Genomic DNA, 26,161 nt, shown 5'->3' on the forward strand with positions numbered 1-26,161 from the left:
GCGATGGATCAGCTACCGGAAAGGGGCCCGACGCGCGGAGATATCAGATCAATAGGGGAGTACGGAGAGCAGGAAGGCTGGGCAGTGATGGAATTTGCGATCGGTGTTCGAACGATTCCACGGGAGCCGACGGGGAGAAGGCGATGTGCGCCAAAGCGCTCATGAGCAGCGCTCTGAAAACGGAGAGCCATCCGAGGCGGCATCGATTTTGCTGAACGCGGAGCAACACCAGGCAGAGACAGGTGACGATGATGAGGAGGCCGAGTTCGAAGTCCTGGCCGCCGTGGAGGAACTTGTCCCACGACCAGATGCCCTGCGTGATGGGCATTGTGAGTGCTTCAAGAGCGATGAAGAGAAGAAGCAGCCGGCTGAGACACGCAGCCGAGCGAGCTCTGGCAATCAGGGCTTCGAGCCTAGCCCGCGCGAAGATAGGTGGCTGGATCACGCTGGTCTTTGGATTCTACCGCACAGGGATAGGTGGCTTGTGAATCAAGCAGAGCACCTTCTATGTTCCCGGAGGCAAGTATCCCCACGCTGAGCGTGGGGATACTGAACGAGCCGCAGATTCGCGCCTATTTCGCAGAGTCGATGCGGAAGAGGCGTACGTCGTGACTGTCGATTTCGAAGCTCATATTGTCAGCGAGCTGCACGTCCTTGCCGGTCCAGAGTTCTCTGGCGTGCTGGGCGCCGTGCAGGCCGAGCTGCTTGAGGTCGAGATGGAAGGGATGGGTTGAAACGCGATCGCTGCCGATGTTGATGATGGCGATGGCTTTCGCACCGCCTTTCAGATCGCGCTCCCAGACTTCGACCTGGCCGCCGCTATAGATGTAGCGAGCCTGGTGTCCGAGTGGGTCCTGGTTGATGGCGATGACGTCTTTGTTGGTGAGGATGGCCTTGATCTCGGGCTTCATGTGCGGGAGGTCGTTGCCGGCGAGAAGCGGCGACGCAAGCATGGCCCACATGGAGAAGTGAAGGCGATTTTCGGCAAGGGAGAGCTTGCCGTTGCCGACTTCAAGCATGTCGGGGTCGTTCCAGTGGCCGGGGCCTGCGTAGGAGTAGAGGCCCTTCTGCTGCTCGAGGATGTCGCAGATGCTTTGCCATTTGGCTTCGATGTCGCCGGTGGTGCGCCAGAGGTTGCCGCCGAGCTCGGGAGCCCATTCCCATGGAGAGTCCCAGCCGTACTGGCAAAGGGAGAGGACGATGGGGCGGCCTGTGGCTTTGAGCGCCTTGGACATTTTGTCGTAGGCGGCGATCATGAGCTTCATCTGCGCGGCTTTGTCGTGCGGCGCCTGTTTCTGCATGACAGCGGGGATGAAGGAGCAGAGGTCGTACTTGAGGTAGTCGATGCCCCACTCGGCGTACATCCTGGCGTCCTGCTCTTCGTGGCCGAGGGAGCCTTCGTAGTTGGCGCAGGTTTTTGGGCCAGGCGAGGAGTAGATGCCGAGCTTGAGGCCTTTGGAGTGAACGTAGTCGGCGAGGGCCTTCATGTCGGGGAACTTGGAGTTGGTATGGAGGAGGCCGTTGGCGTCGCGCTCGCCTTCCCAGGTGTCGTCGATGTTGACGTAGATGTAGCCGGCGTCTTTCATGCCGGTGGAGACGATTTGGTCGGCGGAGTCGCGGATGTCTTTGTCGGTGACTTTGCCGGCGAAGTAGTTCCAGCTGTTCCAGCCCATGGGCGGGGTTTGGGCTACCTGGGCTGACTGCGCCTTAGTCACGGGTGACGAGGCCATGAGAGCGAGGGTGAGAGCGGCAGTGAACAGCGAGGAAAGGCGTGGTTGCATTGGCGGGACTCCTCGAGTGAAAACGATTACAGACGAGAATAGTAAGGGGATGATGCGGGTTTTGACAATCATTCTCAACCGCGTCGGTACTACCTAGGTCAGCACCACTCCCAGGTCTCAGAATCGAGACCCTTCGGCAGGCTCAGGGCAGGCTCTGGGGCACCCACCTTCTACTTTCTACCTATCGGAGATTCCTGAGGACTGCGATGGCGATGGCGTGCGAAGATGCGGGAACGATGGGTGAAGATGAGAGCGCTTCGAAGGCTGAGCATCAACTGCGACGGCAACTTGGGCTGCGCGATCTCGTGTTTTCGCAGGTGCTTTGCGTAGTCGGCACCATGTGGGTGGGCGTTGCGGCCGGGCTGGGCAAGGCGCAGACGCTGATGTGGCTGGGCGCCATGGTGGCGTTCTATCTGCCGATGGCGGGGTCGGTGATCGCGCTGAACCGCGCGATGCCGCTGGAGGGCGGACTTTACATTTGGGCGCAGAAGGCGTTTGGAAATCTGGGCGGATTCCTGACGGCATGGAATTTGTGGTTTTACGGCATAGCGGTGACGGCTTCGATTCTGTATGGAATTCCGTCGGAGGTGGCGTATCTGGTGGGCCCGAGGGGTGCGTGGCTGCCCGAAAATCGAGTCGTTTCGATTGCCATTGTGACGGTGCTCATTGTGCTGCTGACCGCGGCGGAGATCCGCGGCTTAGAGATCGGCAAGTGGATCCACAATGCTGGAGCGGTCGCGATTATGGCGGTGTTCGTTGCGCTCATCGGGCTCGGTCCGTGGGCGGTGGTGCGGCATGTGCCGGTGCACTGGACGCCGCTGTCGTTTGAAATGCCGCCGCACGATTTGCGTACCCTGGCGATGTTCGGGCAGATGATGTTCGGCGCGCTGTGCGGGCTTGAGTACATCGCGATTCTTGCCGGAGAGAGCAAGAGCCCTGAGAAGACGATTACGAAATCGGTGTGGATTGCCTCGCCGATCATCTGCCTGATGTTCATCCTGGGGACGGGCACGGTGGTGGCGTTTGTGCCGCGGGACCAGATCAACTTCATCGCACCGATTCCGCAGACTCTGCGAATCGCGCTGGGGAATGAGGGGGCGGGAAATCTGTTCGCGATGACGGCGATTCTGCTGCTTGAGATGAGGCTGCTGGGAGCCGTCTCGTACCTGATGACGGGTGTGAGCCGGTTGCCGCTGGCGGTGGGCTGGAACGAGATGATCCCGGCGTGGTTCACGCGGCTGCATGAGCGGTGGAAGACGCCGGTGAACTCGATTCTGTGTACATCAGGGTTGCTGGTTGTGATGGTGGTGCTGGCGACGGCAGGCGTGCATGCGCAGGAAGCATTTCAGGTGCTGTCAAACGCAAGCCTGACGCACTATGAGGTGGCGTACCTTGCGATGTTCGCGATTCCGCTGGTGGGAGCGGCGGGGTTGCGGAAGACACTGCCGCGCTGGCTGAAGTGGACATCGGTGGTGGGGCTGGGCGCGACGCTGTTCAGCCTGATGATCTCGGCGTATCCGTTTGTGAGCGTCGCGAATCCGCTCTCGTATGCGGTGAAGATCGTGGGTACGCTGCTGGTGAGCAACCTGGTCGCAGTGACGTTCTACAAGATGCGGACGCGAACGGTTCGGTCTGATGTGCTGGAAAGGGACGCGGAGTTCGAAGCGGGGGCGGACTAGTCTGCGGCGTTGGCGATGTCGTAGTGGGGCGTATTCGCCATCAGGTCTTCAATGGCTTCGACGTTCTTGATGCCGCCGCGAGCGCCGGAGCAGGTGCAGTTGAGGGCGGCGGCTGCGCAGGCGAAGTCGAGCTGCTGGACGAGGGGCCACTCCTGAAGAAGGCCGTAGATGAAGCCAGCATGGAAGACGTCACCAGCGCCAGTGGTGTCGGTGACAGGAACGTGATAGGCGGGATTGAGGTGGAAGTCTTCACCGTCCCAGGCGATGACGCCGTCGGCACCGAGCGTGGCAGCGGCGAGCTTGCAGCCGTACCGATTCTTGATTTTGCGGAGCGCTTGCTCGAGGTTGCGCTCGCGGGTGAGGCGTGACGGGAAATCTCGGCTCACGATGAGGTAGTCGACGTTGGCGATGAGGTCGTCGACACCGGGGTAGGTTTCATCGAGGTCGGCGATGACCGGAATGCCGGCTTCGCGTGCCCAAGCAGTGGCTTGCGTTGCGGCTGCGGTTTCGAAGCCGTCGACGTGAAGGGCGCGGGCGCTGACGATCCATTCGCGCTTGAGATCGGCGGGTTGCAACAGCAGGCGTTCGTCGCGGCGGCAGAGGACGGTTCGCTCGCCGCCTTCGTCGACGATGATGAGCGACTGCGGGCTGGCGGCGTTGGGAACGGTGATGAGGCGGGCATCGACGCCGGTGCGCTCGAATTCGCGCTGATGGAGACGGCCGGCGTCGTCTTCGCCGACTTTGCCGATGTAGCGGGTTTCGAGTCCCCAGGTCTGGCAGGCGACGATGGCGGTCGCAGTCTGACCACCGGGCATGATGCTGGCGTTGCTGTACTCGGTTTTGGAGCCACTGGCGGGAAAGTGCCGAAGCGGGATGAGGGTGTCGATTGCGTTCAATCCCACGCCAACGAGGTCGACCTTTTGCGCACCAGACATCTCAGGTAATTGTATAGGCGTTAATTCGCCGCCTGAGGTGATGGTTGCCGCTCAATCGAAGCGGGTTGCTTTCCAGAGCACCCAGGAGCTGATGGATGCGGAAATAACGAGGACGACGCTGAGGATGGCGATCCAAGTGTAGTTCATGCTGAGCGTGGGGACCTGCGCGTTGACCCCGAGCCAGATGAAGACGGCGATAGCGGCGCCGATGATAATGAAATCCCACCAGGCGCGGCCACCAGGGCGATCGGAGTCGGATGAGCTGGCGTGCAGCTCGGAGATGCGGTCGTAGTCGAGTTCGTAGCGGGCGCACTCGCGGACAACGGCTTGACGCATGGAAGCTTTTTCTTTTTCGGTGGCGACAGCGGTGGAGACAGCAAGGGCCCCGAGAATCATGACGATGGAGCCGGCTACGACGAGCATCCAGTGAGATGAGCTGGCGTGGGAGAGTTCGCCGAACACCAGCGCGCCCCAGGCAAGTCCCCACATCTGGTTGGTGTTGGAGAGGGGGATGCCGCGGCCGATGCCGAGATACTTGGTTGCGTATTGCTGGAAGAGATCGCCGATGACCCAGACGAATCCGCCGAGGAAGAGCCAGAAGAGCAGAGGGCGGACCTCGCTGGAGTGGAAGACTGCAGCGTGCGATCCGCCATCGAATGCGAGAACGAGCGCGAACATGGTGCCGAGTTCGCCGATGGTGAAGACGGTGACGAAGGAGAGCGGGTTCATGCCGCTGATGTAGGCCTTGCGGTAGGGGACATACATGGTGCCCCAGAGCAGGCTTGCTCCGATCGCTGCGAGGATGCCGCCAATGGCGCGCTGCGGATGCGAGCTGTTTGCCGAGATGGTGCTGAAGCCGAGCATGATGGCTGCGGCAACGATGGCCAGAGCGCCGAGGACGACTTTGGCGATGTTCTGGCGGCTGGCGCCTTTCAGTTCGCCGAAGAGCAGACGGCCCCAGAGGATGCCGACGAGGGAGTTGGTGTTCCATAGGGGGAAGGCAATGGCGAGGCCGACATCACGGATGGCGAAGACGGTGAGGGTATTAGCGACGGCCCAGAGCATTCCAGCGAGGATTGCAATGGGGATGAGATGGCGATGCTCGGAGAGGTCCGCGAAGACGTTGCGCGTGCCCTTGAGCATTGTGGGGACTGTCCAGCGGGCGGTGAAAACGCCAGCGACCATGCAGAGGGAGATGGCGTAAGGAGACAGGCCGGAATTGACGAGCTTGGTAGGAGCTTCTGCGGCTCCGAGCCAGACTCCGGCAGTGAGCGCGCAGAGCACGCCGAGGCCGTGAATCGAGGGGAGGATTACGGGTGGGTTGGTGCGAGCCGTCGAGGGCATCTGGGTTGAGAGTGTCCTTTCCGTGGAACCCGTGTCCCCGGTGCCCAAAAGCGAGGGACCGTGGGCACCCATGCAATCGTGAGGTCCTTTCCGTGGAGCGTGAGACCGGAACAGGGTAACAAACGTGGGTTAGTGCAGGGCGATGAGAACGGCGAGTCCGAAGCAGAAGACGAGGACGGGGATCAGGAAGTGCGAGTCGGTTAGGACGGCCTTGAGGCGTTGAGTCTCGTTCATGTGGTGACCTCGGGTGCGGGGTTGATCATAGATCAGGATTTCAGTCTCGACATTCTCGTCTCCCACCCTAAACAGTCCTGACGGACTGTTTAGAATGGGGCCCCCGTTGCTGGAGAAGGTTAGTTGAATCCCATGTCTCCAAAAACGGGAGACATGGGGCACCCATCACCCAGACTGAGTCGACTACTTCAGCGTGGACATTTCGATGACGAAGCGGTATTTCACGTCCTGCTTGAGCATGCGTTCGAAGGCTTCGTTGATCTGCTGGATGGGAATGACTTCGACGTCGGCGGTGATGTTGTTCTTGCCGCAATAGTCGAGCATCTCCTGCGTTTCGGGCATGCCGCCAATCATGGAGCCGGCGATAGAGGCGCGCTTGGTGATAAGGCTGAAGACGGAGACGCTGGGCGGCTGATCGGGGAGGCCAACGAGAGCGAGCGTGCCGTCCTGCTTGAGCAGGCTGAGATATGGCTCGAGCGCGTGGGGAGCGGAGGCGGTGTCGAGGATGAAGTCGAAGGTGCCGGCGTGCTTCTTCATCTGTGCTTCGTCCGTGGAGACGATGACTTCGTCGGCGCCCAGCTTGATGGCGTCGTCTTTCTTCTTGAGCGACGTGGTGAACTGGATGGTCTGCGCGCCGAAGGAGTGCGCGAACTTGAGACCCATGTGGCCGAGTCCGCCGAGTCCGACGATGCCGACCTTTTTGCCGGGGCCTACGTTCCAGTGGCGGAGCGGCGAGTAGGTGGTGATTCCGGCGCAGAGCAGAGGCGCAACAGCAGCCAGGTCGAGGTTCGCGGGAACGGTGTGGGCGAAGCGCTCGTCGACCACGTGGTTGCTGGAGTAGCCGCCCATGGTGATGGAGCCATCAACGCGGTCTTTGGCAGCGTAGGTGAGGGTGGCGCCTTCAAGGCAGTAGTGTTCTTCGCCGCGGTCGCAGGGGGCGCAGTGTCGGCATGAGTCGACGATGACGCCGACCGCGGCGATATCGCCAGCTTTGAATTTCTTTACTTCTTTGCCGGCGGCGGTGACGCGGCCGACGATCTCGTGGCCGGGGACCATGGGATAGATAGACTGGCCCCACTCGTTGCGAGCCATGTGGAGGTCGGAGTGACAGACTCCGCAGAAGAGGATGTCGATGGCGAGTTCAGTGGGGCCGGGTTCGCGGCGGCTGAAGCTGTAGGGAGCGAGGGGAGTTTTGGGGTCGGTCGCGGCAAAGCCTTTGGATTGCGGCATGAAGTGTTCCTTTCCGGAGACGAGTCTAAATGACGGGGTCGGGAGGGGTGGTCCACAGAGGTGGGTGTTTGTTGTCGAGATCCGCCGTCCCTTGTATCTGTGAATGAGCGGCTGTTCGCGTAGTGCAGCTGAATCAGCAGCGGCTGGTCACTGATCGGGCGGTGTTGAGATCGTTCAACAAGATTCTGGAAGTGCTGGAGCACCAGATTCGAGATTTGGAGCAGCGCATCACCAAGCTGATCGAGCAAGACCCGCTGTGGCGGGAGCTCAACCATGCATTTCGCACGATCAAAGGTGTGGCCGATCGCACGGTAGCGCGGTTGATGGCCGAGATGCCGGAGATCGGCATGGTGTCGAACAAGACCGTCTCCAAGCTGGCCGGAGTTGCCCCTCTGGCAAATGACTCAGGTAAGCACCAGGGGAAGCGTGCCGTGCGTGGAGGACGCGCCGCAGTACGCGAGATCCTCTTCATCGTGGCCAGCGTCGTGGGTCGTTACGAGCCTGACTTCGTCCTCTTTCAGAAGCGGCTGCGAGCTGCCGGCAAACCGCCTAAAGTCGTCCGCATCGCATTGGCGCACAAACTGCTCGTCCGTCTCAATGCCAAGGCGAGAGAAGTGCGACGGCGAATGCATGCCACTCCTGTTTGCGCCATCACGGCCGAGGCCGGAATTTAATCAAACAGCCGCCGTGGTTGTGGGAAAGCGGAAAACGAAATCCGTTTTCCGAGGCGCCCCGCCGCCGTCTTTTCCACCAACCCCTTGACAAAACAGACAGTCGCTACGGGACTCTACAGATCTTCTGCGTATTTACCCCGCGCTGAAGCGCGGGGCTAACGAACACTGCGCCTGACGGCGCGAATTAAGGGAACGAGGGGACAAGGTGACGAGGTAATGAGATGCGATTCAGGGGCGGCGGGCGGAGGCGATGCGGGGGATGCCCTGGAGGTCGTGGGTGAACTCGATCTGCTGGAAGCCTGCGGAGGTGAGGAGGGATTCGATGTTGGGTTGCTGGCTGAAGCCAAATTCGAGGACGAGATAGCCGCCGGAGACGAGGGCGTTGTAGGCGGCGGGGATGAGGCGGCGGTAGATTTCGAGGCCGTCCTGGCCTCCGAAGAGGGCGACGTGGGGCTCGTGCTCGCGGACTTCTACTGAAATGAGGGCGCGATCGGTGTTGGGGACGTAAGGCGGGTTGGAGGCGATAATTTCGAATTTCTCTCCGGCGACGGGGGCGAGTAGGTCGCCTTGAAGGAAACGGATTCGATTGGCGATGTTGTTGCGGGTGGCGTTTCTGCGGGCTAGGGAGAGAGCGGGTTCGGAGATGTCGATGGCGGTGAGGACGGCGTTGGGGAGTTGGGTGGCGAGGGCGACGATGATGGCGCCGGAGCCGGTGCCGATGTCGAGGATGCGAACTGGGTGGCCGGGGGTCGTCGTTTCCCCGGTCCCCAAAAGGGAGGGACCGGGGGCACTCGGGATTGGGGGTTGGTCGAGGTTCTCTGTATCCCATGTCTCCAAAACCGGGAGACATGGGGCACCCGCGTTTTTGCGGGTCTCAGAAGAGAGTTCTGGGGCACCCGGGGATCTGGTGAGGTCGAGGATTTTTTCGACGAGGTGTTCGGTTTCGGGGCGGGGGATCAGGACGTCGGGGGTGACGTGGAACGGCAGGCCGTAGAACTCGCACTCGCCGATGATGTACTGGATGGGCTCGCCTTTACAGCGGCGTTCGAGGAGAGCGGCGTAGCCAATCGAGGAGCAGCCGGCGTACTCGTCGTCGCCATGCGCCATGAGCCAGGCTTTGTTTTTGCCTATGTGGTGGAGGAGCAAGGTCTCGGCGTCGCGGCGGGCGCGTTCGGGGTGAGGGCTGTCGGCGAGGAGGCCCTCGCCGTACTGGAGCCACTCACGGAGTTTCATCAGGCTGCCTGAGTATCGCCTTTGAGCGCCTCGGCCTGGTAGTGAGCGACGAGCGCGTCGACTACGGATTGCAGACGGCCTTCCATGATGAGGTCGAGCTGGTGGAGGGTGAGGCCGATGCGGTGGTCGGTAAGGCGGTTCTGCGGGAAGTTGTAGGTGCGGACCTTCTCGCTGCGGTCGCCAGAGCCGACCTGCGACTTGCGGGCGGCGGCGAGCTCCGCGTTCTGGCGCTCCATCTCGACTTCGTAGAGACGGGTGCGGAGGACGCGCATGGCTTTCTCGCGATTCTTGATCTGCGACTTTTCGTCCTGGCAGCTGACGACAGTGTTGGTGGGCAGGTGCGTAATGCGGACAGCTGAGTAGGTCGTATTGACGGACTGACCGCCGGGACCGGAAGAGCAGAAGGTATCGATGCGGATGTCTTTAGCTTCAATCTTCACGTCGACATCTTCGGCTTCGGGGAGGACGGCGACGGTGATGGCTGAGGTGTGCACGCGGCCCTGGGTTTCTGTGGCGGGCACGCGCTGCACGCGGTGGACTCCGCTCTCCCATTTGAGCTGCGAGTAGACGCGATCGCCTTCAATGATGGCGATGACTTCCTTGTATCCGCCAACGCCGGATTCGGAGAGATCCGTGACCTGGACCTTCCAGCGGTGCTGCTCGGCGAAGCGGGTGTACATGCGGAAGATTTCGGCCGCGAAGAGAGAGGCTTCATCGCCGCCGGTGCCGGCGCGGATTTCGAGGATGACGTTCTTCTCGTCGTTGGGGTCCTTGGGGAGGAGGAGGATGCGGAGTTCGTCTTCGAGGGCGGATTTGCGCGGCTCGAGAGCGGCGATCTCTTCCTCGGCCATAGCGCGGAGATCGGGGTCGGATTCGGCGAGCATGGCGCGCGCGTCTGCAAGGCCCTGGGTGACCTGCTTGAGTTCGCGGTATTTTTCGACCGGCTCTTCAATTTCGCGCAGGGACTTGCCGACCTTCTGGTACTTCTCGTGGTCGTTCAGGACTTCCGGCAACGCGAACTGCGCCTGCAGGTCGTTGTAGCGTTGCTCCATTTGTTCAAGGCGGTCCAGCATGTGGGCCCTCCGGGCTCTTGTGTTTTGGAGTGGATCTGAGACTGAAAGGAATGCGCAGCAGAGTCTTGGCGGCGGGAGCCGCTAAAGGAGAGCCGGTATTGGCTGGTGGAGGATCATTGCGCTGTTCCTATTCTACCGCGAGAGTCAAATCGAGCAGCTTCTCTCTCGTGTCTCCAGAGGAAGGAGACATGGAGCACCCGGATCCGGGGGTAGATGCAGCCTTCAGCTATTTGAATTCGGTGCCGTATTTGAGGGCGATCTGGTGGATCTGGTCTCGGGTGAGCTGCTTGCGGGGTGCGCCGGGAGGGGAGCAGGTTTCGCGGAAGAAGCCGTCAAGACCGGCAGGGGAGACGATCCACAAGAGGAGGAGTTCGTGGTCGGGGTTGGCGAAGCCATGCCAGTGGTTCTTGGGGATGAAGATGGTTGAGCCCTGCTGGATGGCATGGCGCACGTCTTGGAGAATGAAGAAGCCGCTGCCCTCGAGGACGTAGAAGGACTCTTCCATCTCGAAATGGCGGTGGACAGGAACGCCGGCACCCACGGTAATTTGCTGCGTGCCGATGGCGTAGCGCTCGGAGCCGGTCGCGGCACTGACCTTAATGAAAATGTTGCCGCCGTCGCGGAAGTGGATGAGGTGTTCGCCTTGTTCCGGATTGAGTGCGCCGCCTTGATGGGGCGATGGCTGCCCAACTGCTGAATGGCCAGATAGGGCAGAGCTCATGGCGAATCCTCCGATTCCGAGGAGAAGGGATCGCCGGATGTCGTCGGGTGCGTTCATGGTAATCTTGCTCCTCGATCTAGAAACAGTCGATGTGGTCGCAGGCGTTGATCAATGGGACCTGCAGGTTTGAGTCGTGGTCCTTCTCGGAGTAGATGGTGATGGTGGCTGGTTTGTAATCCTCGGGTTTGGCCAGCATGATGTTCTTCACGTAGGTCTGAGGATTGCGGTCGTAGAGCGGGAACCAGGTGCTCTGGATCTGGACCATGACGGTGTGGCCAGCCTTGAAGACGTGATCTGCGGCGTGAAGGCTGAAGCGGTATTCGCGGATGGTGCCGGCGCGTATGGGGGTGGGCTTGTCAAAGCCTTGAAGGTAGCGGCCGCGAAAGATCTCTTCGTTGATCATCAGTTGATAGCCGCGCATCTTCGGGTCGGGGTCATCGTCGGGGTACTGATCGATAAGCTTCACGACCATGTCGTTGTCGGTGCCGGTGGTAGAGGCGAAGATGTCGGCAATGACTTCGCCGGTCATAACCAGGTCTTTCTTGAGGGCGGGCAGCCTGAAGGTTGCGACGTCTTTGCGGTCGGCAACGAAGCGCTGATCTTCTGTGAGCCAGTTGAACCACTCGGAGCCCTGGCTGTAGGTGGGCTGGATGGGGCGATGGCGATAGGGGACGGGATTTGCGGGATCGCTGACGTAGGTTGTCTTGGCGGGCTCTTTCGGTTCGGTCCAGCTGAGGGCGCCATTGGCGGTGAGATGGAGCGCGGTGGATTGGGATTGTTCGGGCGGGAAGTGGGAGTAGCGCTTCCAGGTGTTGGAGCCGGTCTGGAAACTGGCGGTGTCTTCGAGGTCGAAGCCGGGCTCGTCTTTAAGAAAGTGGCCGAAGAATTTCGCCTCGATGTCTCTGCGGAACTCGGTGCCGATGGACTCGCCGTAGTTGAGGTTCCCGAGGTGACGCGAGGACGAAGACCAATAACCGTGCCGCCAGGGGCCGAGGACGAGGAAGTTCTCCTTCTTCGAGTCATGAGGTTCAAGGGACTTGTACTCTTCCTGGGGACCCCACATGTCTTCCTGGTCGTAGTAGCCACCAACGCTGAGCGTGGGCACGGCGACTTCGGAGAGATGGTTTTCGACGCCGCGGGACGCCCAGACTACGTCGTAGCTGGGGTGATCGAGGAAGAGCTTCCAGGTCGGATATGGCGGCTTGACTCCGGATCGCTGCACGTCTTCAGCGAAGGAGCCGCGCTCGAGGAAGAAGTCGTAGCCGTCGTTTGATTTGCCGTCTTTGCCTTTGCCATAGCTGACGTCGCTGTTCTTTTTACTGCTGGCTTCCATGCCCCAGACATAGTCGTAGCCGTAGGTCTGGCGGAAGGCGCCGTTATGAAAGAAGTCGTCGCCCTTCCAGACGTCGATCATGGGGGCCTGCGGTGAGATGGCCTTGACGGCCGGATGCGGATCGATCCCGGCTTCCATGGCGAGGAAGCCGGGATAGCTGGTGCCGACGAAGCCGGCGCGGCCGTTGTTGCCGGGAATGTTCTTGAGGAGCCATGCGACCGTGTCGTAAGCGTCGGTGCTTTCGTCGATGGCCTTTGGATCTTTGTGATCTTCCTGGGGGCGGCTCATGACGAAGACACCTTCGGACTTGAAGCGGCCGCGAATGTCCTGCTCGACGTAAATGTAGCCGTCGCGGGCGAGTTCGGGTCGTCCGCCGAAGAAGGACATACGAGTTGTGCCGTCGGCTCCGTAGGGCGTGCGCTGGATGAGGAACGGGAGGGCCGTGGTGATGTCGGAGGGTTTGAGGATGATGGTGTGAAGCTTGATGCCGTCGCGCATCGGGATCATCACGTCGGAGGCCTGGTAGTCGTGGAAGACGTGGTGAACTGCGTCGCCGGTGCGCTTGAAAGTTGCATCGGGATTGTTGGAAGAGACCAGGGAGACGCCTCGGCCGGAGGCGTCAACGGTGAACTTCATCGTGATTCGGGTGACGGGAGCGGCGAAGTCCGTGGGGGAGTTTTGCGTCAGGACGGTGGGGACGAGGCGATCGGACTCGACGACGAGTTTGCCGTCTTTTACATAGAAGCTGTAGGGGACGTCGGGCTCGATGGGGTTGGTGTACTCGCCGGAGAGGGCTTCGAGGCTGCTGGACGGGGTCGATTGCGTTTCGCGCGGCTGAGGGGAAGCTGGGCGGGCGATCAGGTTTGCGGCGGGGAACGAGAGCGCAAGACACAGAGCGACAGCAGAAACTCGGGAGCGAGTCAAAGCGGGTGACCTCCTGTTTCGTACGTACTAGTGAGCGTGGCCGTGGTGGCTGTGAGCAGCGGTGCTCGACATATCCTCGATGGGTACGACGCAGCCTTCCAGTTCCGGGCAACCCTGATGTTCGAACTGGATGGTTGAGTGGTGAATGTTGTAGTGGTCGCGCAGGACGTGCTTCAACTTCACCAGAATACATTCGCTCTCGGAGGGGGGAATGTCGGAGATGGTCACGTGGCAGGCCAACGCGTGGCTCTGCGAGCCGAGGCTCCAGACGTGGAGATCGTGCACGTTGATGACGCCTTCGACCTCCTCCATGCCAGAACGAATCTGGGTGAGCTCGATGCCACGGGGAGTTCCTTCGAGAAGGATGTTCAGTGTCTCGCGGACGATGTCGATGCTGGACCACAGGATGAGAGCGGCGATGATGAGCGAGAGAACGGGGTCGATCCAGGTGTGGCCGGTGAAGAGGATGGCCGCGCCTCCGGCGATAACGGCGGCGGTGGAGAGGGTGTCGCCGGCCATGTGAAGGAAGGCGCTGCGCATGTTGACGTCGCGGGCGACTCCCCAGAGGAGCGCGGCTATGACGCCGTTCATGACGACACCGGCCGCGGCCACGCCCATCATCAGCTTGGGTTGGACGGCAACGGGAGAGCTGAGGCGGTGGATAGCTTCTATGCCTATCCAAATGGAGATGACGACCAGGGTTGCCGCGTTCACAAAAGCAGCCAGAACGCCGGCGCGCTGGTATCCGAAGGTCCTGGAGTTGTCGGCAGGACGGGTCTGGAAGTAGACGGCCGCGAAGCTGAGCAGGAGGGCGAGGAAGTCGGAGGCGTTATGGCCGGCTTCAGACAGGAGCGCAAGAGAGTGGGCGCGGAGCCCGAAGATGAAGGTGATGGCGACGTAGGCCAGGGTTGCTACGAGGGAGAAGCGGAGTACGGATTGTGTCCTTGAGGCGCCCGGGGCGGGCGCGGCGTGGACGTGCATGATGCCAGTTTAGATGGAAAGACAGGGGACGAGGGAACAAGGGTACGAGCAGACTGGGAACCGGGAGCTTAGCCGCGGTCGGCGGTGAGATTGCCGAGGCTGGCGCGTTTGGCGGCGGCGGGGTAGACGGGCAGGCTGGAGCGGAGGCCGGACCAGGATTCGGCGAGGACGATACTGTTCTGCGGGTTACCGGGCTGGTAGCGGACGGTGCAGGGGTATCCGGCACGCACTTCAGCGGGATCGACGATGGTAAGCAAGGTGCTGACATCCTGGGAGCACTCATAGTCAACGCCGGCGCTGCGGTACTTGTACTCGAGCAGGGTGAGCGGGCGGCCGTCATCCAGCGTCAGCTCACGGATGTCGAGCAGCATACCGTCGACGAGGCGTCCGGTCTGGGAGAGCATCTTGCGGCGCGCACGTTCCAACTCCTCTTCCGTCGGCTTCTTGCGCCGGAGATAGAGGACTGCGCCGGCGGCCAAACCGGCGACGAGGGTGACTCCGGCGGCAGCTTCCCATGTGGTTCGATTGCTGAAGAGGATCATTGCAAGGAACGGTTGAAGATTTCCCAATTCGAGCATACCGCAGAGTGGGTTTCTGTGTACCACAGGGAGGGAGTCTGAAAGGAACCGAAGGTACTGCTTGTTGGGCGGTGGTGTGAAGGAGCAGTCGGTCGTCTACACTGCTTGACGAAATGGTCGAGACGGGGGAAATCCTGCGAACGGAACGCCTGATCTTGCGGAGGCCGCGCGAAGAGGACCGGGCGCCGTTTGCGCGCATGAACGCCGACCCGCGAGTGATGGAGTTCTTTCCGGGCACATTGTCGCGCGAGGAGAGCGATGCGCTGATGGACCGGATCGAGGCGCATCAGGCTGAGCGTGGGTTCAGCTGGTGCGCGGCAGAGCTGTGCGAGACGGGCCAGTTCATCGGGTTTATCGGGCTGTCGGTGCCGCGGTTCGAAGCGGCATTCACGCCGTGTGTTGAGGTTGGCTGGAGACTGGCGGCAGAGCACTGGGGGCGCGGACTGGCGACGGAAGGCGCACGGGCGGTTGTGAAGTACGGGTTTGAGGATGTAGGCATTGGTGAGATTGTGTCATTCACTACGGTGGGGAATATGCGTTCGCGGCGGGTGATGGAGAAGATCGGAATGACTCGCGATCCGGCGGACGACTTCGATCATCCGGCTCTGCCCGAGGGACATCCGCTGCGGCGGCATGTGCTGTACCGATTGCAACGGGATTAATCTTGCGTTCATCGGCCGCCTTGACCGCTGGAGCGGGTGCTCGTATTCTCGGGGCGACTGCGGGGCCTGTTTCGGACGCGTGAGGATATGACATGAGCGCTGCTGCACCTGCGACAAACGTGATCCATCGATTTGCAGCACAGCCCTTGCTGGTGCGGCGCGCGGCGGTGCTGGGTGCCGGGACGATGGGGTCGCGGATTGCAGCGCACCTGGCGAATGCTGGAGTTCCTGCGCTGCTGCTGGACATGGTGCCGGAGGGTGCGCGATCGAGGAATGAACTGGCAGAGAAGGCGCTGGTGGCTCTCGCGAAGGCTAAGCCCGCGGCGTTTTACGAGGCGTCGCTCGCGCCGATGGTGGCGCCGGGGAATTTTGAAGACGATCTGGGGAAGCTCAAGCAGTGCGACTGGGTGATCGAGGCGGTCGCTGAGAATCTGGAGATCAAGCGGGCGCTGCTGGAGAAGGTTGCGGCGCAGCTTGCACCACAGGCTGTGCTGACGACGAATACTTCGGGTTTGCCGATTGCGAAGATTGCGGCGGGACTGAAGTCGCATCGCGAGAGATTTTTTGGAACTCACTTCTTTAATCCGCCGCGCTATATGCAACTGCTGGAGATTATTCCGACTGCGGAGAGCGATGCGGGCTTGGTGGCGGCGTTCGCGACGTTTGCCGATCGCGCGCTGGGTAAGCAAGTGGTGTTTGCCAACGACACGCCGAACTTTATTGCAAACAGAATCGGCGTGATGGTGATGTTTACGGCTGCAGCGCTGATGCTGGAGCAGGGACTCACCATCGAGGATGTGGATGCGCTGACAGGGCCGGTGCTGGGTTTTCCGCGGACGGGAACGTTCCGGCTGGCGGACATGGTGGGAATCGATGTGCTGGCGCATGTGGCGGCGAACTTCCCGCAGGGAGTAACGCCAGGCGGGTTTGGAGAAGTGCTGCAGGAGATTGTGAAGCGCGGCTGGCTGGGCGATAAGTCCGGGCAGGGTTTCTACAGGAAAACGCGCGGCGCGGATGGAAAAGAGCAGAGGTTTGTTCTGGACCTGAAGACGTTTGATTACCGGCCACTCGAGAAGGCGAATCTCCCCGCGCTGGAGATGGCGAAGAATGCGGCCACCGTGCAGGAAAGGCTGAAGCTGCTGCTGGCCAATGATCCGAAGAAGGACAAGACCGCGCGTTTCCTCTGGCCGTTCTTGTCGACTCTATGGAATTTTGCGGCTGAGCGGATTGGCGAGGCGGCGAACGATGCGCCTTCGATCGATGAGGCGATGCGGGCGGGATTCAACTGGGAGCTTGGGCCGTTCGAGCTGTGGGATACGGCCGGTGTGCGCGAGACGGTTGCGCGGATGCGGGAGATGGGGGTCGCTGTGAGTCCGGCAACCGAAGGGTTGCTCGATTCTGCTCCGGAGCAGGCAAGGGTTTCGTGGTATTCGCCGGATGGGCCGCAATGCTATAACCCGACGTCGCGAGAGTGGGAGTCGATCGTGCAACAGCCGGGCCACGGGCGCGTGGCTGGTTTTCGCCGGAGCAACGGGGTGGTGAAGTCGAATCCCGGAGCATCGCTGGTGGATGTGGGCGACGGGATCGGATGCATCGAGCTGCACTCGCTGAAGAACGCGATTGGCGGCGACGTGGTAGCGATGATTTCGTCGGTGTTGAACCCTGCGTCGGATGCGGTGAAGAACTTTCGCGGCTTTGTGATCAGCGGCGATCGAGACCGGTTCAGCGTGGGCGCGAATCTGATGCAGTTGCTGCTGGGGGCGCAGGAGGGCGAGTGGGAGGAGGTCGAGGGAGCGATCAGGACCTTCCAGCAGATGTGCTCGGCGGTGAAGTTCTGCCCGCGGCCGGTGGTGGTGGCGCCGTTCAACCTGACGCTGGGCGGCGGAGCTGAGATCTGTCTGCACGCGGCGCGACGGCAGCCATATGCGGAGACATATATCGGGCTGGTGGAGACGGGGATCGGGTTGATTCCGGGCGGTGGCGGGACGAAGGAGATGCTGCTGCGCGCGGTGGATGCGGCGCAGGCACTGGGGGCTCCTGATCCGAAGGATCCGCCGTCGAGGTTTGCGCAATCGGCGGAGATGAATTCGGCGCTGAAAAGGACGCTGGAGACGATTGCGATGGCGAAGGTGTCGACTTCGGCCGCGGAGGGACGAGCGCTGGGGCTGTTTTCGGATTCGGACAGGATCACGATGAATCGGGAGCGGCTGCTGCCCGATGCCAAGGCGCAGGCGATTGCGCTGGCGGAGGCGGGGTATGTTGCGCCGCAGATGCGGACGGTGGCCGCGCCGGGGACGGCCTCGCTGGGCGTGCTGAATACGGGAATTTTTCTCATGGGAGAGGCGGGGTTCGCTTCAGAGCACGATATGAAGGTGGCGCGGTGGGTTGCGTACATTCTGTGCGGCGGAAAGGTGACGGCGGGTTCGCTGGTGACCGAGCAGTATCTGCTGGAACTGGAGCGTGAGGCGTTTCTGTCGTTGTGCGGCGAGCGCAAGACGCAGGAGCGCATCGCGTATACACTGAAAACCGGCAAACCACTGCGCAACTAGACGAGCGTGAATGAGCCGGTCGGCGGCTGCGCCGTGCATGGGCCTGAAGAAGGTGCGATGAAGATCGCAGCGGGCATTTCGATCGGGCTGATCTCAGCTTCGTTATTCGTGAAAGCACAGGATTCGGCTGTCACGACGAATGCACAATCCTTCAATGCGGCGGGCAAGACGAATGTGAATGGGAAGGCAGTCTCGTATCTGATTCGGCGACTGCCGGTCGATTCGTTTCCCGATTTGCCAGCTGCCGTGGCTGAGACGTTGACACAACGAGGGTGCCTGATACCGCAGACCTACCAGGCGCATCGGCCGGAGAACGTGATCAATGCGAGCTTCGACAGGGCGGGATCGTCGGATTGGGCGGCGCTATGTTCGACGCACGGAACTGTGGAACTGCTGGTGTTCTTTGCGCGAAAGCCCGGGAAGGCGATGATAGTGGCGTCGGCGCCGGAGTTGGAGAGGATACAGCGGCATGACTCGAGTGGCGTTTACGGATTTGACTGGGGCATCGATTCTGTAACGCCGAAGCAGGTGAGAGAGGCGCAGTCGGGACTGGAACATCATCCTCCGGCGGTCGATCACGATGGGCTCGCAGATACGGTGTTGAATCAGAAGACGGTGTACCACTTCTACGCGCATGAGGAGTGGACGAAGCTGGACGTGCCGGAGTAGGCGAGTTGACCGTAGTGGGGGAGAGGGGCTAATCGTCTCTCATCCCACGTCTCCAAAGGAGGGAGACGTGGGGGCCCAAATTCTTCGCCGTTCATCTGTAGTTCAGGAGCAAATCTCGATGACTGAAGCAGTGGTGGTGAGCGCGGTACGTACGCCGGTGGGACGCGCGCCCAAGGGAAGTCTGTCGACGACGCGTCCGGATGATCTGGCGGCGCTGGCGATCAACGATGCAATCGGCCGGGTGAGCGGCCTGGAGAAGGCGGAGGTGGAGGATGTGATCCTTGGGTGCGCGCAGCAGGAGGGCGAGTCGGGGTGGAATATGGCGCGCATGGCGGCGCTGCGGGCACAGTTGCCGACCGACGTACCGGGGATGACGGTGAACCGGCTATGCGCGTCAGGACTCGAGGCGATTGCGCAGGCGGATATGCGCATCAGGACGGGGACGCAGAAGGTGGTGGTGGCGGGCGGGGCGGAGTCGATGAGTCTGCTGCCGATGGGAGGGCTGAAGCCTCGTCCGAACCCGTGGCTGGCGGAGAACTATCCTGCGGCGCTGCTGACCATGGGCCTGACAGCGGAGAGGGTCGCGAAGCGCTACGGGATTTCGCGTGAAGATGCGGACGCATTTGGGCTCTCAAGCCACAGAAAGGCGCTGGCGGCGCAGGCTGAAGGGAAGTTCAAAGATGAACTGGTGCCGGTGACGGTGACGATGGCTGCTCCGGGAACGAAGGCAGGGAAGCCGGTGACAACGGAGAGCACATTCTCGGCGGATGAGGGGCCGAGAGCGGACACGACGGCGGAGGCGCTGGCGAAATTGAAGCCGGTTTTTCACGCCCAGGGCACGGTAACGGCGGGAAATGCGTCGCAGACCTCGGATGGAGCCGCTGCCGCGGTGCTGATGGAGGCGGGACGCGCGAAGGAGCTTGGAGTGGAGCCGCTTGGCCGGCTGGTTGCGTACGCGGTGGCGGGGTGCCTGCCGGAGGAGATGGGGATGGGGCCGGTGTATGCGGTTCCAAAGGCGCTGAAGAAGGCTGGGCTCAGGCTGGAGGATATCGGGCTGGTGGAGTTGAATGAGGCGTTCGCGGCGCAGGCGCTGGCGGTGATCAAAGAACTCGGGCTCGATCCAGAGAAGGTGAACGTGAATGGCGGGGCTGTGGCGTTGGGGCATCCGCTGGGATGCACCGGCGCGAAGCTGACGGCGACTCTGTTGAGCGAGATGCGGAGGCGCGGTGTGCGCTACGGGCTGGTGACGATGTGCGTGGGGGGAGGGCAGGGTGCGGCGGGGGTGTTTGAGCTTCTGGCGTCTCAGTAGCCAGTAGCCTGTAGCCGGTAGCCGGCAGTCAGCGTTTGCGATCCCACCCATTCGGCAAAAGCAGCCGAATGGATGGGGCACAGCCCGTGGCTGAGTGGGTGGCAAACCGGCACAGAACCCGGCACAGCCTGCGGCTAGTGGCTGGCGAACCAGCGGAGGACGCGCAGGGCGCGGAGGGTGTTCCAACGGCTGGGTTGGCCGGTGGTTTCGCCCGTGGAGATGGTGATGGCTTCATCGTAAGAGCGGTCGAGGAGCCAGCGGCCGTCGGACTGACGTTTGCTCTTGAGGATCTGGATGGCGTCGCGAAGGCGCGGGTCGGCTGGATTGTGACCAGCGGCGCGGAGGTGGTCGAGCGCGCGGAGGATGTCGTAGTGGTAGCGGGGCGGAAAGGCGAGCTCGAGAAAGTCCGGGCTCGCGACTTCTCCAGTGGAGAGGCGCCGGAAGAGATGGCGTTCGAGGAGATACTCTTCGCCGCGATGGCGGGCGGCGCAGACTTCGGTTGTAATCGGGTGTGCGGGGCCGAGAGCGCGTTCGTATTCGAGCAGACCTTCGAGGACGCAGATGGTGGTGTTATACGAGGAGACTTTGCTCTTGGGCGCATCGCAGTTCCAGCCGCCGTCGGGGAGTTGCCCGTTCAGAAGGCGACGGGCGAGAGTGTCGTTCGGATGGCCGAAGTAAGAGCCGAAGGCGAGGACTCCGCCGTTGATGCAGGGCTCTTCTTCGCCCCGGAAGAAGGGATTGCCGCCGGGATCGCAGCCGTGTTTGCCATCGGCCGGAGCGGGGCCGAAGTCGGGGGAACGGAGATCCCAGAAGCCGGGGTAGTCGTTCCAGCGCAGATTGGATTCGGCGCGGGCGAGTGCTGAGGCGACTGAAAGATTGGCGGGATCTGCTCCCGTGGCGCGAAGGAGCTGAAGCGTGAAAAGGGTCGTGAGCCAGGCGGGGGTATCGGGGCGACGCCATGCGCCGTTGGAATGCTGCGTGGAGAGAATCGCAGCCCCGATGCCTTCGTACGGGATCCTCGCGCGTTCGGCGGCGAGTTCGTCGCCTGAAGCCTCGGTCAGATCGCGCAGCGTCTGCCAGCGTACCGCGGGGTCGGAGGCGAGGAGCCAGTCCAAAGTATCCAAGGCAGGTCGAGTGTTCACACAGAGATCCTAACCAATCCTGCAACCCACTCCGGTTCATTCGGCATCCTAAACCTGAGAAGCCATTCTTGCGGTGAGCTGCGCCTTCGCGCCGTAGGGTGTTCTCGGATTTTCAAATCGATCGCTACCGCATTCATGGGCTCTTCGAATTCAGGTCGGACCGTAGCATTTGTCGTGGATGACGAGGACGTCATCGCGTCCACGCTCGAATTGATTCTTCTGAGCCGCGGGTTCGCGGTGCGGTCGTTCGTGGATCCGACGGATGCGGCGGAGGCAGCGCACTCGGAGAAGCCGGACTTTCTGCTCACCGACGTGATGATGCCGAAGCTCAACGGCATCGAACTTGCAATCAAGGTTAAAGAGGTGAATCCCAAGTGCTGCGTTCTGCTCTTCTCCGGTCAGGCGGGTACGAGCGATCTGCTGGCGAAAGCCAGTGAGCAGGGGCACTGTTTCGACATTCTTGCGAAGCCGGTACACCCGCTGGAGCTCCTGGGAAAGATCGCGGAGTTGCTGGGGGAGTCGATGCCTCAGCAAGGGATGTCGCGCGCGGTTGGGGCTGCGGACTAGGCAGTGCGGCCAGATGCGGGGCAATCATTTCTAGGTCCCGAAGAGGCACCATTCTATAAAGCGCAACTGCGGACCCCTCCACTTCGGCCGTTCGCGACGCGAACGGCCTGCGGTCGGGATGACAGTCGTTGTTGGGGGAGCTTCTCAGCTTGAATAGAGATTCGTCTGGATGAAGTCGTTGCGGAACTTGCCGGTGGGGTCGTGCTGGTTGGCGAGGGATCTGAAGTCGGCGAGGCGGGTGTACTGAGCCTGTAGTTGCGCGGGCGGGATGGTGAAGAGCTTGGCCCAGTGGGGGCGGGGGTTGAAGGGCTTGAGCTGGGTTTCAATCTGCGGCAGGATCTGCTTGACCGCGTCCCATTCGGGCTTCCATGTGAAGTGGATGGCGAGCAAGTCGCGCTGGTAGGCGGTGCTCATCCAGAGGTTGTCGGCGGCGATGGTGCGCAGTTCTGTCACGAACAGGTGTGGGGTGATCTTGTCCTTGAGCTTCTCGACGGCGAGGATCGCTTCGTAGCCGTGCTCGCGCGGGACGAAGTACTCTGTCTGAAGCTCGCGGCCGCTTGAGGGAGTGAACTCCATTTTGAAGTGCGGCAGGCGTTGGTACCAGGGACCGGGGATACCCATCTGCTCGGTGCAGCTTTCGGCGGGGTGTTCGGTGATGGGGTGCAACTTCCTGGTTGCGCGTCTGGCGTTGTAGAAGAGCTCCGGCGCGGTGTGCTGTTCGCCGGGAGTGACGCGGCGTTTGATCCAGACCTGGGTTGCGCGGTGCTTCTGCCAGTCGGTGAAGAGGCTTACGCTGTAGCCTGCTCCGAAGATGCCGTCGAAGTTGTGTTCGAGCTCGGAGAAGGAGAGGTCTTGGTAGACGGTCTGGGCGACCTGAAAGGTGGGCTCGAGGTCGAGGGTGACGCGGGTGATAGCGCCGACCGCTCCGAGGTGGACGACAGCGCCGGCGAACTGGTCGCCGTCCTTGTCGCGAGAGAGGTTGAGGACGTCGCCGTTGGCACTCACGACTTCAAGGGCGCGAACGGGCGTGGCGAGGTTGCCGTTGTGAATGCCTGAGCCATGGGTGGCGGTGGCGATGGCTCCAGCGACCGAGATGTGCGGGAGCGAGGCGAGGTTGGGCAGGGCGTAGCCTTTGGCGTCGATGACGGGGGCGAGCTCGCCGTAGCGGACTCCGGCTCCGACGGTGACGGTGCGGGCTTTGTCGTCGATGTCGATGGAAGTGAGGTGCTCGAGAGAGACCTGGTTTGCGTTGCTGTCGGCAATGCGATTGAAGGAGTGGCGGGAACCGAGGGCACGGAGCTTAGAGCACTTCTTGACTACGTCGCGGACTTCGTCGAGCGAAGCGGGGGTGTGGACGTGGTCGGTGCTGTAGTGGATGTTTCCGGCCCAGTTCTCGTGAGGAGCGGGTTGCTGGGCATGTGATTGTCCTGATGCGAAACGAGAGGCGACGGTGCCGGCCACGAGGGCTCCTGAGGTTTTGAGAAATTCCCGCTTATCCATTTTCGGTGATGACCTCGGGGCGGAGTTATAGGAAGGTCCGCGCGTGACAAGAATAGGCACGGGACTTACAACTGGCAAGGACTTAGGAGTTAGAGCGAGATCTCATATTGCGAAATCGTTAACAGAATTTCATCCGAGCTTGTGCGTTGGAACCAATGAAGATGCGGCTTTCCGCTGACAGAAATGGTACAGGGCGGATGTTAGTGCTTTATCGGCACTTGACTATCTAGTAACCTGAATAAGATGGCCAGTTATGTGACAGATTGCAAAGACGCTGGCCACAATTTCAGGAGGTAGAGTCTGATGACAGAGACCACGAAGAAGACGACCACGCGGAAGAAGACGAGCGCTTCCGCGTCTGCTCCGAAGGCGATTGCAGCGAAGAAGACCACGAAGGTTCAGGAGATCCGCACGGTGAGCCGTGAAGAGATTGCCGCCCTGGCGCACAAGCTCTGGGCAGAGCGTGGTTACCAGCACGGCCACGATGCCGAGGATTGGTTCCGCGCGGAGCAGGCCCTGCTCGGCAAGGCGTCGTAAGCCAGATTCAGAACGGAAAATCAGAACGGCCGCGATTCGGGATCACCCGCTCTTATACTTTTGCCCTGCGACGAAGACCTGTCACTGGGGAGTTGTTGCTGCATAGGCTATCCGGCCCTCGCTGATCGTCCAGCGAACTTTGCCCTGCATCGTCCAGCCGTCGAATGGAGTGTTGTGCGCCTTGGAGCGCGTCTCTTTGGCGTGGTAGGTCCATTCGGCCTTGGGATCGAAGACAACCACGTCGGCGAAGCTGCCGACCGCTAAAGTGCCGCGGCCTTTGAGGCCGAGCAAGGCGGCGGGCTGCGCGCTCAGCAGGCTGAGAACGCGGCCGAGGGGAAGCTTCCACTCTTTGTGGAGCCAGCGGAGGCAGAGGCCGAGTGCGGTTTCGAGGCCGGTGATCCCGTTGGGGGCGTGTTCGAATTCGACTTCCTTCTCGTGGACCGCGTGTGGGGCGTGATCGGTGGCGATGGCGTCGACTACGCCGTCGAGGATGCCTTCGATCATGGCGTCGCGGTCGGCGGCTGAGCGGAGCGGCGGGTTCATCTTGGCGTTGGTGTTGTAGAGGCCGACGTGCTCCTGGGTGAGCAGGAAGTGGTGCGGCGCGACTTCGCAGGTGACGCGAAGTCCGTTGCGGCGTGCCTTGCGAACGGCGGCGACAGCGGCGGCTGTAGACGTGTGCGCCACGTGCAGGTGGACGCGGGAGTCTTTGAGTTCGGTGACGAGGCGGATGTCGCGCTCGACGAGGCCGCTTTCGGCTTCGGCAGGCATACCACGCAGGCCAAGTTTGAAGGCCATGGGACCGGCGTTCATGCTGGCTCCCTGGGTCATGCGCGTGTCTTCAGCGTGCTGGATGACGCTAAGGCCGACGCGTGCTGCGGAGGCGAGGGTCTCGCGCATGATGTTGTCTTTGAGGATGGGGTGGCCATCGTCGGTGACGGCGACGGCTCCAGCTGCCTTAAGGGCGGCAAAGTCGTTGATCTGCTCACCCTTCGATCCGCGCGTGGCAGCTCCGATCGGGTACACGCGGACGCACGCTCCGCGATCGGGAGAGAGCATCCAGCGGGTGATTTCGGGCGAGTCGTTCACCGGGTTGGTGTTGGGCATGGCGGCCACGGCGGTGAATCCGCCGGCTGCTGCCGCGGCTGTGCCGGTGGCGATGGTTTCTTTGTGGGCCTGGCCGGGCTCGCGCAGGTGGACATGAATGTCGATGAGGCCGGGGGCGACGGTGAGGCCGGTGGCGTCGAGGACCTGGACGTCGGAGCCGACGCCGTTGCCAGGCTTGATTTTTCCGGGGCCGGCGATTTCGGCGACGCGGCCGTCTTTGAGCAGAATGTCTTTGGGGGCGTCGAGGCCGGCGGCGGGATCGATAAGGTGTCCGTTGCGGATCAGAATCGAACTCATGCGCGGCCTTCTTTCGGTTGCGCAGTGAGCGCACGTTCTACGACTGCCATCCTGATCGCTACTCCGTGGCGGACCTGTTCGAGAATGGCGGACTGCGGGCCGTCTGCGACACCGGCGGTGAGTTCAAGACCGCGGATGATGGGGCCGGGGTGCATGACGAGGGCTTTGGGCGCGTGGGCGGCGAGGCGCTGGCCGGTGAGCTGATACGCGTCTTTGTACTGGCCCAGATCGATTTGCAGTCCAGCGAGGCGTTCGGCCTGAATGCGGAGCATCATGACGACTTGCGACTGACGGAGTGCGGCTTCGAAATCGCGCTCGACTGATATGCCGGGACCGGCGTTGGCGGCGGAGTCGGGCAGAAGCTGGGTTGGTCCGCAGAGGATGACGCGTGCTCCGAGGCGGGGGAGCAGGAGCATGTTGGAGCGGGCAACGCGGCTGTGGAGGATGTCGCCGACAATGGTGACGGTGACGCCGGAGAGGGTGGAGGACGATACTGCGGATCCCTCGGCTGCGCTCGCTGCGCGAGCTTCGCTCGGGATGACAGTCTTCGATGAGAGATCGAGATGAGTGAGGATGGTGCGGAGGTCGAGGAGGGCCTGGGTGGGGTGCTCGTGCATGCCGTCGCCGGCGTTGAGGATGGGTAGGCGGGTTTCCTGTTCGAGCAGCCACGGCGCGCCGGAGGAGTTGTGGCGGATGATGATGGCTTCTGCTCCGAGGGCGCGGAGGGTGAGGCCGGTGTCCTTGAGTGTTTCGCCTTTCTCGATGCTCGAGGAGAGGCTGGAGACCAGGGTCGTGTCAGCGCCGAGGCTTTTCGCGGCGAGTTCGAAGCTGGTTCGGGTGCGCGTGGAGGACTCGTAGAAGAGCAGGGCAATACGGCGCTTGAGGAGAATGCGGTCGCGGGTGAGCGGGTCTTGACTCTCGAGTGCGGCTGCGCGCGCGAGGAGTTGGCTGATGGCGGGTAGGTCCAGGTCCATCACAGAGAGGAGCGAGCCGGGATTGTATGGGAATGAGGATGTTGGCGGTTGCGGTGTCTGGATTTGGCGGCGTGCGGGGGGCGATGAGGTGGCATTCATGGCGATCGATCCCAGAGCTTCGTTTCCCACCC

General features: G+C 61.8%; 23 protein-coding genes and 1 pseudogene. 8 read left to right on the plus strand and 16 right to left on the minus strand.

The window, feature by feature from the left end; translation table 11 throughout:
* Window positions 1-43 precede the first annotated feature (43 nt).
* Entirely contained in the window at window positions 44-445 is a 402-nt protein-coding gene (locus tag DHV10_RS26470; RefSeq protein ID WP_109489446.1) for a hypothetical protein, read from the minus strand.
* 127 nt (window positions 446-572) lie between these two features.
* A complete protein-coding gene (locus tag DHV10_RS26475) occupies window positions 573-1,781 on the minus strand; it encodes a glycoside hydrolase family 27 protein (protein ID WP_109489447.1) in 1,209 nt (402 codons plus the stop codon).
* Window positions 1,782-1,987: 206 nt separating this feature from the next.
* Here DHV10_RS26475 and DHV10_RS26480 point away from each other — a divergent pair, with 206 nt between their 5' ends.
* Window positions 1,988-3,460 (plus strand): APC family permease, encoded by a 1,473-nt coding sequence (locus tag DHV10_RS26480; protein ID WP_239462062.1) that lies wholly within the window; start codon window positions 1,988-1,990, stop codon window positions 3,458-3,460.
* Here the strand turns inward: DHV10_RS26480 and DHV10_RS26485 are convergent.
* From DHV10_RS26485 to DHV10_RS26500, 4 genes are all read right to left on the minus strand, one after another.
* A complete protein-coding gene (locus DHV10_RS26485; protein ID WP_109489448.1) occupies window positions 3,457-4,395 on the minus strand; it encodes a carbohydrate kinase family protein in 939 nt (312 codons plus the stop codon). The two genes, DHV10_RS26480 and DHV10_RS26485, sit on opposite strands and share 4 nt — an antisense overlap.
* A gap of 51 nt (window positions 4,396-4,446) precedes the next feature.
* Window positions 4,447-5,739 carry a GRP family sugar transporter gene (locus tag DHV10_RS26490; protein ID WP_239462063.1) on the minus strand — a complete coding sequence of 431 codons (1,293 nt, stop codon included), beginning with the start codon at window positions 5,737-5,739 and terminating at the stop codon, window positions 4,447-4,449.
* A 129-nt stretch (window positions 5,740-5,868) separates the two neighbouring features.
* Complete coding sequence (locus DHV10_RS26495; protein WP_109489489.1) at window positions 5,869-5,973, minus strand: translocated intimin receptor Tir; 105 nt, start codon at window positions 5,971-5,973, stop codon at window positions 5,869-5,871.
* Window positions 5,974-6,156: 183 nt separating this feature from the next.
* Window positions 6,157-7,203: an NAD(P)-dependent alcohol dehydrogenase gene (locus tag DHV10_RS26500; protein ID WP_109489450.1), complete on the minus strand. Its 1,047-nt coding sequence runs from the start codon at window positions 7,201-7,203 to the stop codon at window positions 6,157-6,159.
* Window positions 7,204-7,319: 116 nt separating this feature from the next.
* Between DHV10_RS26500 and DHV10_RS26505 the strand changes: the two are divergent.
* Window positions 7,320-7,877 (plus strand): annotated as a pseudogene (locus DHV10_RS26505) (transposase); the annotation flags it as partial.
* 228 nt (window positions 7,878-8,105) lie between these two features.
* Here the strand turns inward: DHV10_RS26505 and DHV10_RS26510 are convergent.
* The 6 genes from DHV10_RS26510 to DHV10_RS26535 all read right to left on the minus strand — a co-directional run bounded on the left by DHV10_RS26510 (window position 8,106) and on the right by DHV10_RS26535 (window position 14,720).
* Window positions 8,106-9,110, minus strand: a complete 1,005-nt coding sequence (locus DHV10_RS26510; protein WP_109489451.1) for a N5-glutamine methyltransferase family protein — start codon at window positions 9,108-9,110, stop codon at window positions 8,106-8,108.
* Entirely contained in the window at window positions 9,110-10,183 is a 1,074-nt protein-coding gene (prfA, locus tag DHV10_RS26515; protein ID WP_109489452.1) for a peptide chain release factor 1, read from the minus strand. Before prfA ends, DHV10_RS26510 begins: the two co-directional genes overlap by 1 nt.
* Window positions 10,184-10,409: 226 nt before the next feature.
* Complete coding sequence (locus tag DHV10_RS26520; protein WP_109489453.1) at window positions 10,410-10,961, minus strand: cupin domain-containing protein; 552 nt, start codon at window positions 10,959-10,961, stop codon at window positions 10,410-10,412.
* Window positions 10,962-10,980: 19 nt separating this feature from the next.
* Window positions 10,981-13,161, minus strand: a complete 2,181-nt coding sequence (locus DHV10_RS26525) for a CocE/NonD family hydrolase (protein ID WP_109489454.1) — start codon at window positions 13,159-13,161, stop codon at window positions 10,981-10,983.
* Window positions 13,162-13,188: 27 nt separating this feature from the next.
* The gene (locus tag DHV10_RS26530; RefSeq protein ID WP_109489455.1) at window positions 13,189-14,142 is read right to left on the minus strand and encodes a cation diffusion facilitator family transporter; all 954 of its coding nucleotides are present in this window, start codon (window positions 14,140-14,142) and stop codon (window positions 13,189-13,191) included.
* 68 nt (window positions 14,143-14,210) lie between these two features.
* Window positions 14,211-14,720, minus strand: a complete 510-nt coding sequence (locus tag DHV10_RS26535) for a DUF3592 domain-containing protein (protein ID WP_239462064.1) — start codon at window positions 14,718-14,720, stop codon at window positions 14,211-14,213.
* A gap of 155 nt (window positions 14,721-14,875) precedes the next feature.
* Between DHV10_RS26535 and DHV10_RS26540 the strand changes: the two genes are divergently transcribed.
* From DHV10_RS26540 to DHV10_RS26555, 4 genes are all read left to right on the plus strand, one after another.
* The gene (locus tag DHV10_RS26540; protein ID WP_204101545.1) at window positions 14,876-15,382 is read left to right on the plus strand and encodes a GNAT family N-acetyltransferase; all 507 of its coding nucleotides are present in this window, start codon (window positions 14,876-14,878) and stop codon (window positions 15,380-15,382) included.
* 92 nt (window positions 15,383-15,474) lie between these two features.
* Window positions 15,475-17,931: a 3-hydroxyacyl-CoA dehydrogenase/enoyl-CoA hydratase family protein gene (locus tag DHV10_RS26545; protein ID WP_109489457.1), complete on the plus strand. Its 2,457-nt coding sequence runs from the start codon at window positions 15,475-15,477 to the stop codon at window positions 17,929-17,931.
* Between the two features lie 57 nt (window positions 17,932-17,988).
* Window positions 17,989-18,600: a hypothetical protein gene (locus tag DHV10_RS26550; RefSeq protein ID WP_162601931.1), complete on the plus strand. Its 612-nt coding sequence runs from the start codon at window positions 17,989-17,991 to the stop codon at window positions 18,598-18,600.
* Window positions 18,601-18,718: 118 nt separating this feature from the next.
* Window positions 18,719-19,909, plus strand: a complete 1,191-nt coding sequence (locus tag DHV10_RS26555) for a thiolase family protein (protein WP_109489459.1) — start codon at window positions 18,719-18,721, stop codon at window positions 19,907-19,909.
* Window positions 19,910-20,043: 134 nt separating this feature from the next.
* Here the strand turns inward: DHV10_RS26555 and DHV10_RS26560 are convergent, their stop codons facing one another.
* Window positions 20,044-21,051: a hypothetical protein gene (locus tag DHV10_RS26560; protein WP_204101546.1), complete on the minus strand. Its 1,008-nt coding sequence runs from the start codon at window positions 21,049-21,051 to the stop codon at window positions 20,044-20,046.
* Between the two features lie 174 nt (window positions 21,052-21,225).
* Between DHV10_RS26560 and DHV10_RS26565 the strand changes: the two genes are divergently transcribed.
* Entirely contained in the window at window positions 21,226-21,618 is a 393-nt protein-coding gene (locus DHV10_RS26565; RefSeq protein WP_239462065.1) for a response regulator, read from the plus strand.
* 144 nt (window positions 21,619-21,762) lie between these two features.
* Here the strand turns inward: DHV10_RS26565 and DHV10_RS26570 are convergent, their stop codons facing one another.
* Window positions 21,763-23,118 (minus strand): FAD-binding protein, encoded by a 1,356-nt coding sequence (locus tag DHV10_RS26570; protein ID WP_109489462.1) that lies wholly within the window; start codon window positions 23,116-23,118, stop codon window positions 21,763-21,765.
* Between the two features lie 303 nt (window positions 23,119-23,421).
* Here DHV10_RS26570 and DHV10_RS26575 point away from each other — a divergent pair, with 303 nt between their 5' ends.
* Window positions 23,422-23,655, plus strand: coding sequence for a DUF2934 domain-containing protein (locus DHV10_RS26575; RefSeq protein WP_109489463.1), 234 nt, complete (start codon window positions 23,422-23,424; stop codon window positions 23,653-23,655).
* An 81-nt stretch (window positions 23,656-23,736) separates the two neighbouring features.
* On the opposite strand, the gene DHV10_RS26580 is transcribed toward DHV10_RS26575, so the two are convergent.
* Both DHV10_RS26580 and DHV10_RS26585 read right to left on the minus strand, forming a co-directional pair.
* Window positions 23,737-25,056, minus strand: coding sequence for a dihydroorotase (locus DHV10_RS26580; protein ID WP_109489464.1), 1,320 nt, complete (start codon window positions 25,054-25,056; stop codon window positions 23,737-23,739).
* Window positions 25,053-26,030 carry an aspartate carbamoyltransferase catalytic subunit gene (locus tag DHV10_RS26585; protein WP_239462068.1) on the minus strand — a complete coding sequence of 326 codons (978 nt, stop codon included), beginning with the start codon at window positions 26,028-26,030 and terminating at the stop codon, window positions 25,053-25,055. The genes DHV10_RS26580 and DHV10_RS26585 overlap by 4 nt, the downstream gene beginning before the upstream one ends.
* Window positions 26,031-26,161: the final 131 nt, after the last annotated feature.

Source organism: Occallatibacter savannae (assembly GCF_003131205.1).
GTDB lineage: Bacteria > Acidobacteriota > Terriglobia > Terriglobales > Acidobacteriaceae > Telmatobacter > Telmatobacter savannae.

What these genes read in the sequence shown, in the direction of transcription:
- DHV10_RS26475 (WP_109489447.1), bottom strand. Translation starts at nt 1,781, where the DNA reads ATGCAACCACGCCTTTCCTCGCTGTTCACTGCCGCTCTCACCCTCGCT.
- DHV10_RS26480 (WP_239462062.1), top strand. Translation starts at nt 1,988, where the DNA reads ATGGCGATGGCGTGCGAAGATGCGGGAACGATGGGTGAAGATGAGAGC.
- DHV10_RS26485 (WP_109489448.1), bottom strand. Translation starts at nt 4,395, where the DNA reads ATGTCTGGTGCGCAAAAGGTCGACCTCGTTGGCGTGGGATTGAACGCA.
- DHV10_RS26490 (WP_239462063.1), bottom strand. Translation starts at nt 5,739, where the DNA reads ATGCCCTCGACGGCTCGCACCAACCCACCCGTAATCCTCCCCTCGATT.
- DHV10_RS26495 (WP_109489489.1), bottom strand. Translation starts at nt 5,973, where the DNA reads ATGAACGAGACTCAACGCCTCAAGGCCGTCCTAACCGACTCGCACTTC.
- DHV10_RS26500 (WP_109489450.1), bottom strand. Translation starts at nt 7,203, where the DNA reads ATGCCGCAATCCAAAGGCTTTGCCGCGACCGACCCCAAAACTCCCCTC.
- DHV10_RS26510 (WP_109489451.1), bottom strand. Translation starts at nt 9,110, where the DNA reads ATGAAACTCCGTGAGTGGCTCCAGTACGGCGAGGGCCTCCTCGCCGAC.
- prfA (WP_109489452.1), bottom strand. Translation starts at nt 10,183, where the DNA reads ATGCTGGACCGCCTTGAACAAATGGAGCAACGCTACAACGACCTGCAG.
- DHV10_RS26520 (WP_109489453.1), bottom strand. Translation starts at nt 10,961, where the DNA reads ATGAACGCACCCGACGACATCCGGCGATCCCTTCTCCTCGGAATCGGA.
- DHV10_RS26530 (WP_109489455.1), bottom strand. Translation starts at nt 14,142, where the DNA reads ATGCACGTCCACGCCGCGCCCGCCCCGGGCGCCTCAAGGACACAATCC.
- DHV10_RS26535 (WP_239462064.1), bottom strand. Translation starts at nt 14,720, where the DNA reads ATGCTCGAATTGGGAAATCTTCAACCGTTCCTTGCAATGATCCTCTTC.
- DHV10_RS26545 (WP_109489457.1), top strand. Translation starts at nt 15,475, where the DNA reads ATGAGCGCTGCTGCACCTGCGACAAACGTGATCCATCGATTTGCAGCA.
- DHV10_RS26550 (WP_162601931.1), top strand. Translation starts at nt 17,989, where the DNA reads ATGAAGATCGCAGCGGGCATTTCGATCGGGCTGATCTCAGCTTCGTTA.
- DHV10_RS26555 (WP_109489459.1), top strand. Translation starts at nt 18,719, where the DNA reads ATGACTGAAGCAGTGGTGGTGAGCGCGGTACGTACGCCGGTGGGACGC.
- DHV10_RS26570 (WP_109489462.1), bottom strand. Translation starts at nt 23,118, where the DNA reads ATGGATAAGCGGGAATTTCTCAAAACCTCAGGAGCCCTCGTGGCCGGC.
- DHV10_RS26575 (WP_109489463.1), top strand. Translation starts at nt 23,422, where the DNA reads ATGACAGAGACCACGAAGAAGACGACCACGCGGAAGAAGACGAGCGCT.
- DHV10_RS26580 (WP_109489464.1), bottom strand. Translation starts at nt 25,056, where the DNA reads ATGAGTTCGATTCTGATCCGCAACGGACACCTTATCGATCCCGCCGCC.
- DHV10_RS26585 (WP_239462068.1), bottom strand. Translation starts at nt 26,030, where the DNA reads ATGGACCTGGACCTACCCGCCATCAGCCAACTCCTCGCGCGCGCAGCC.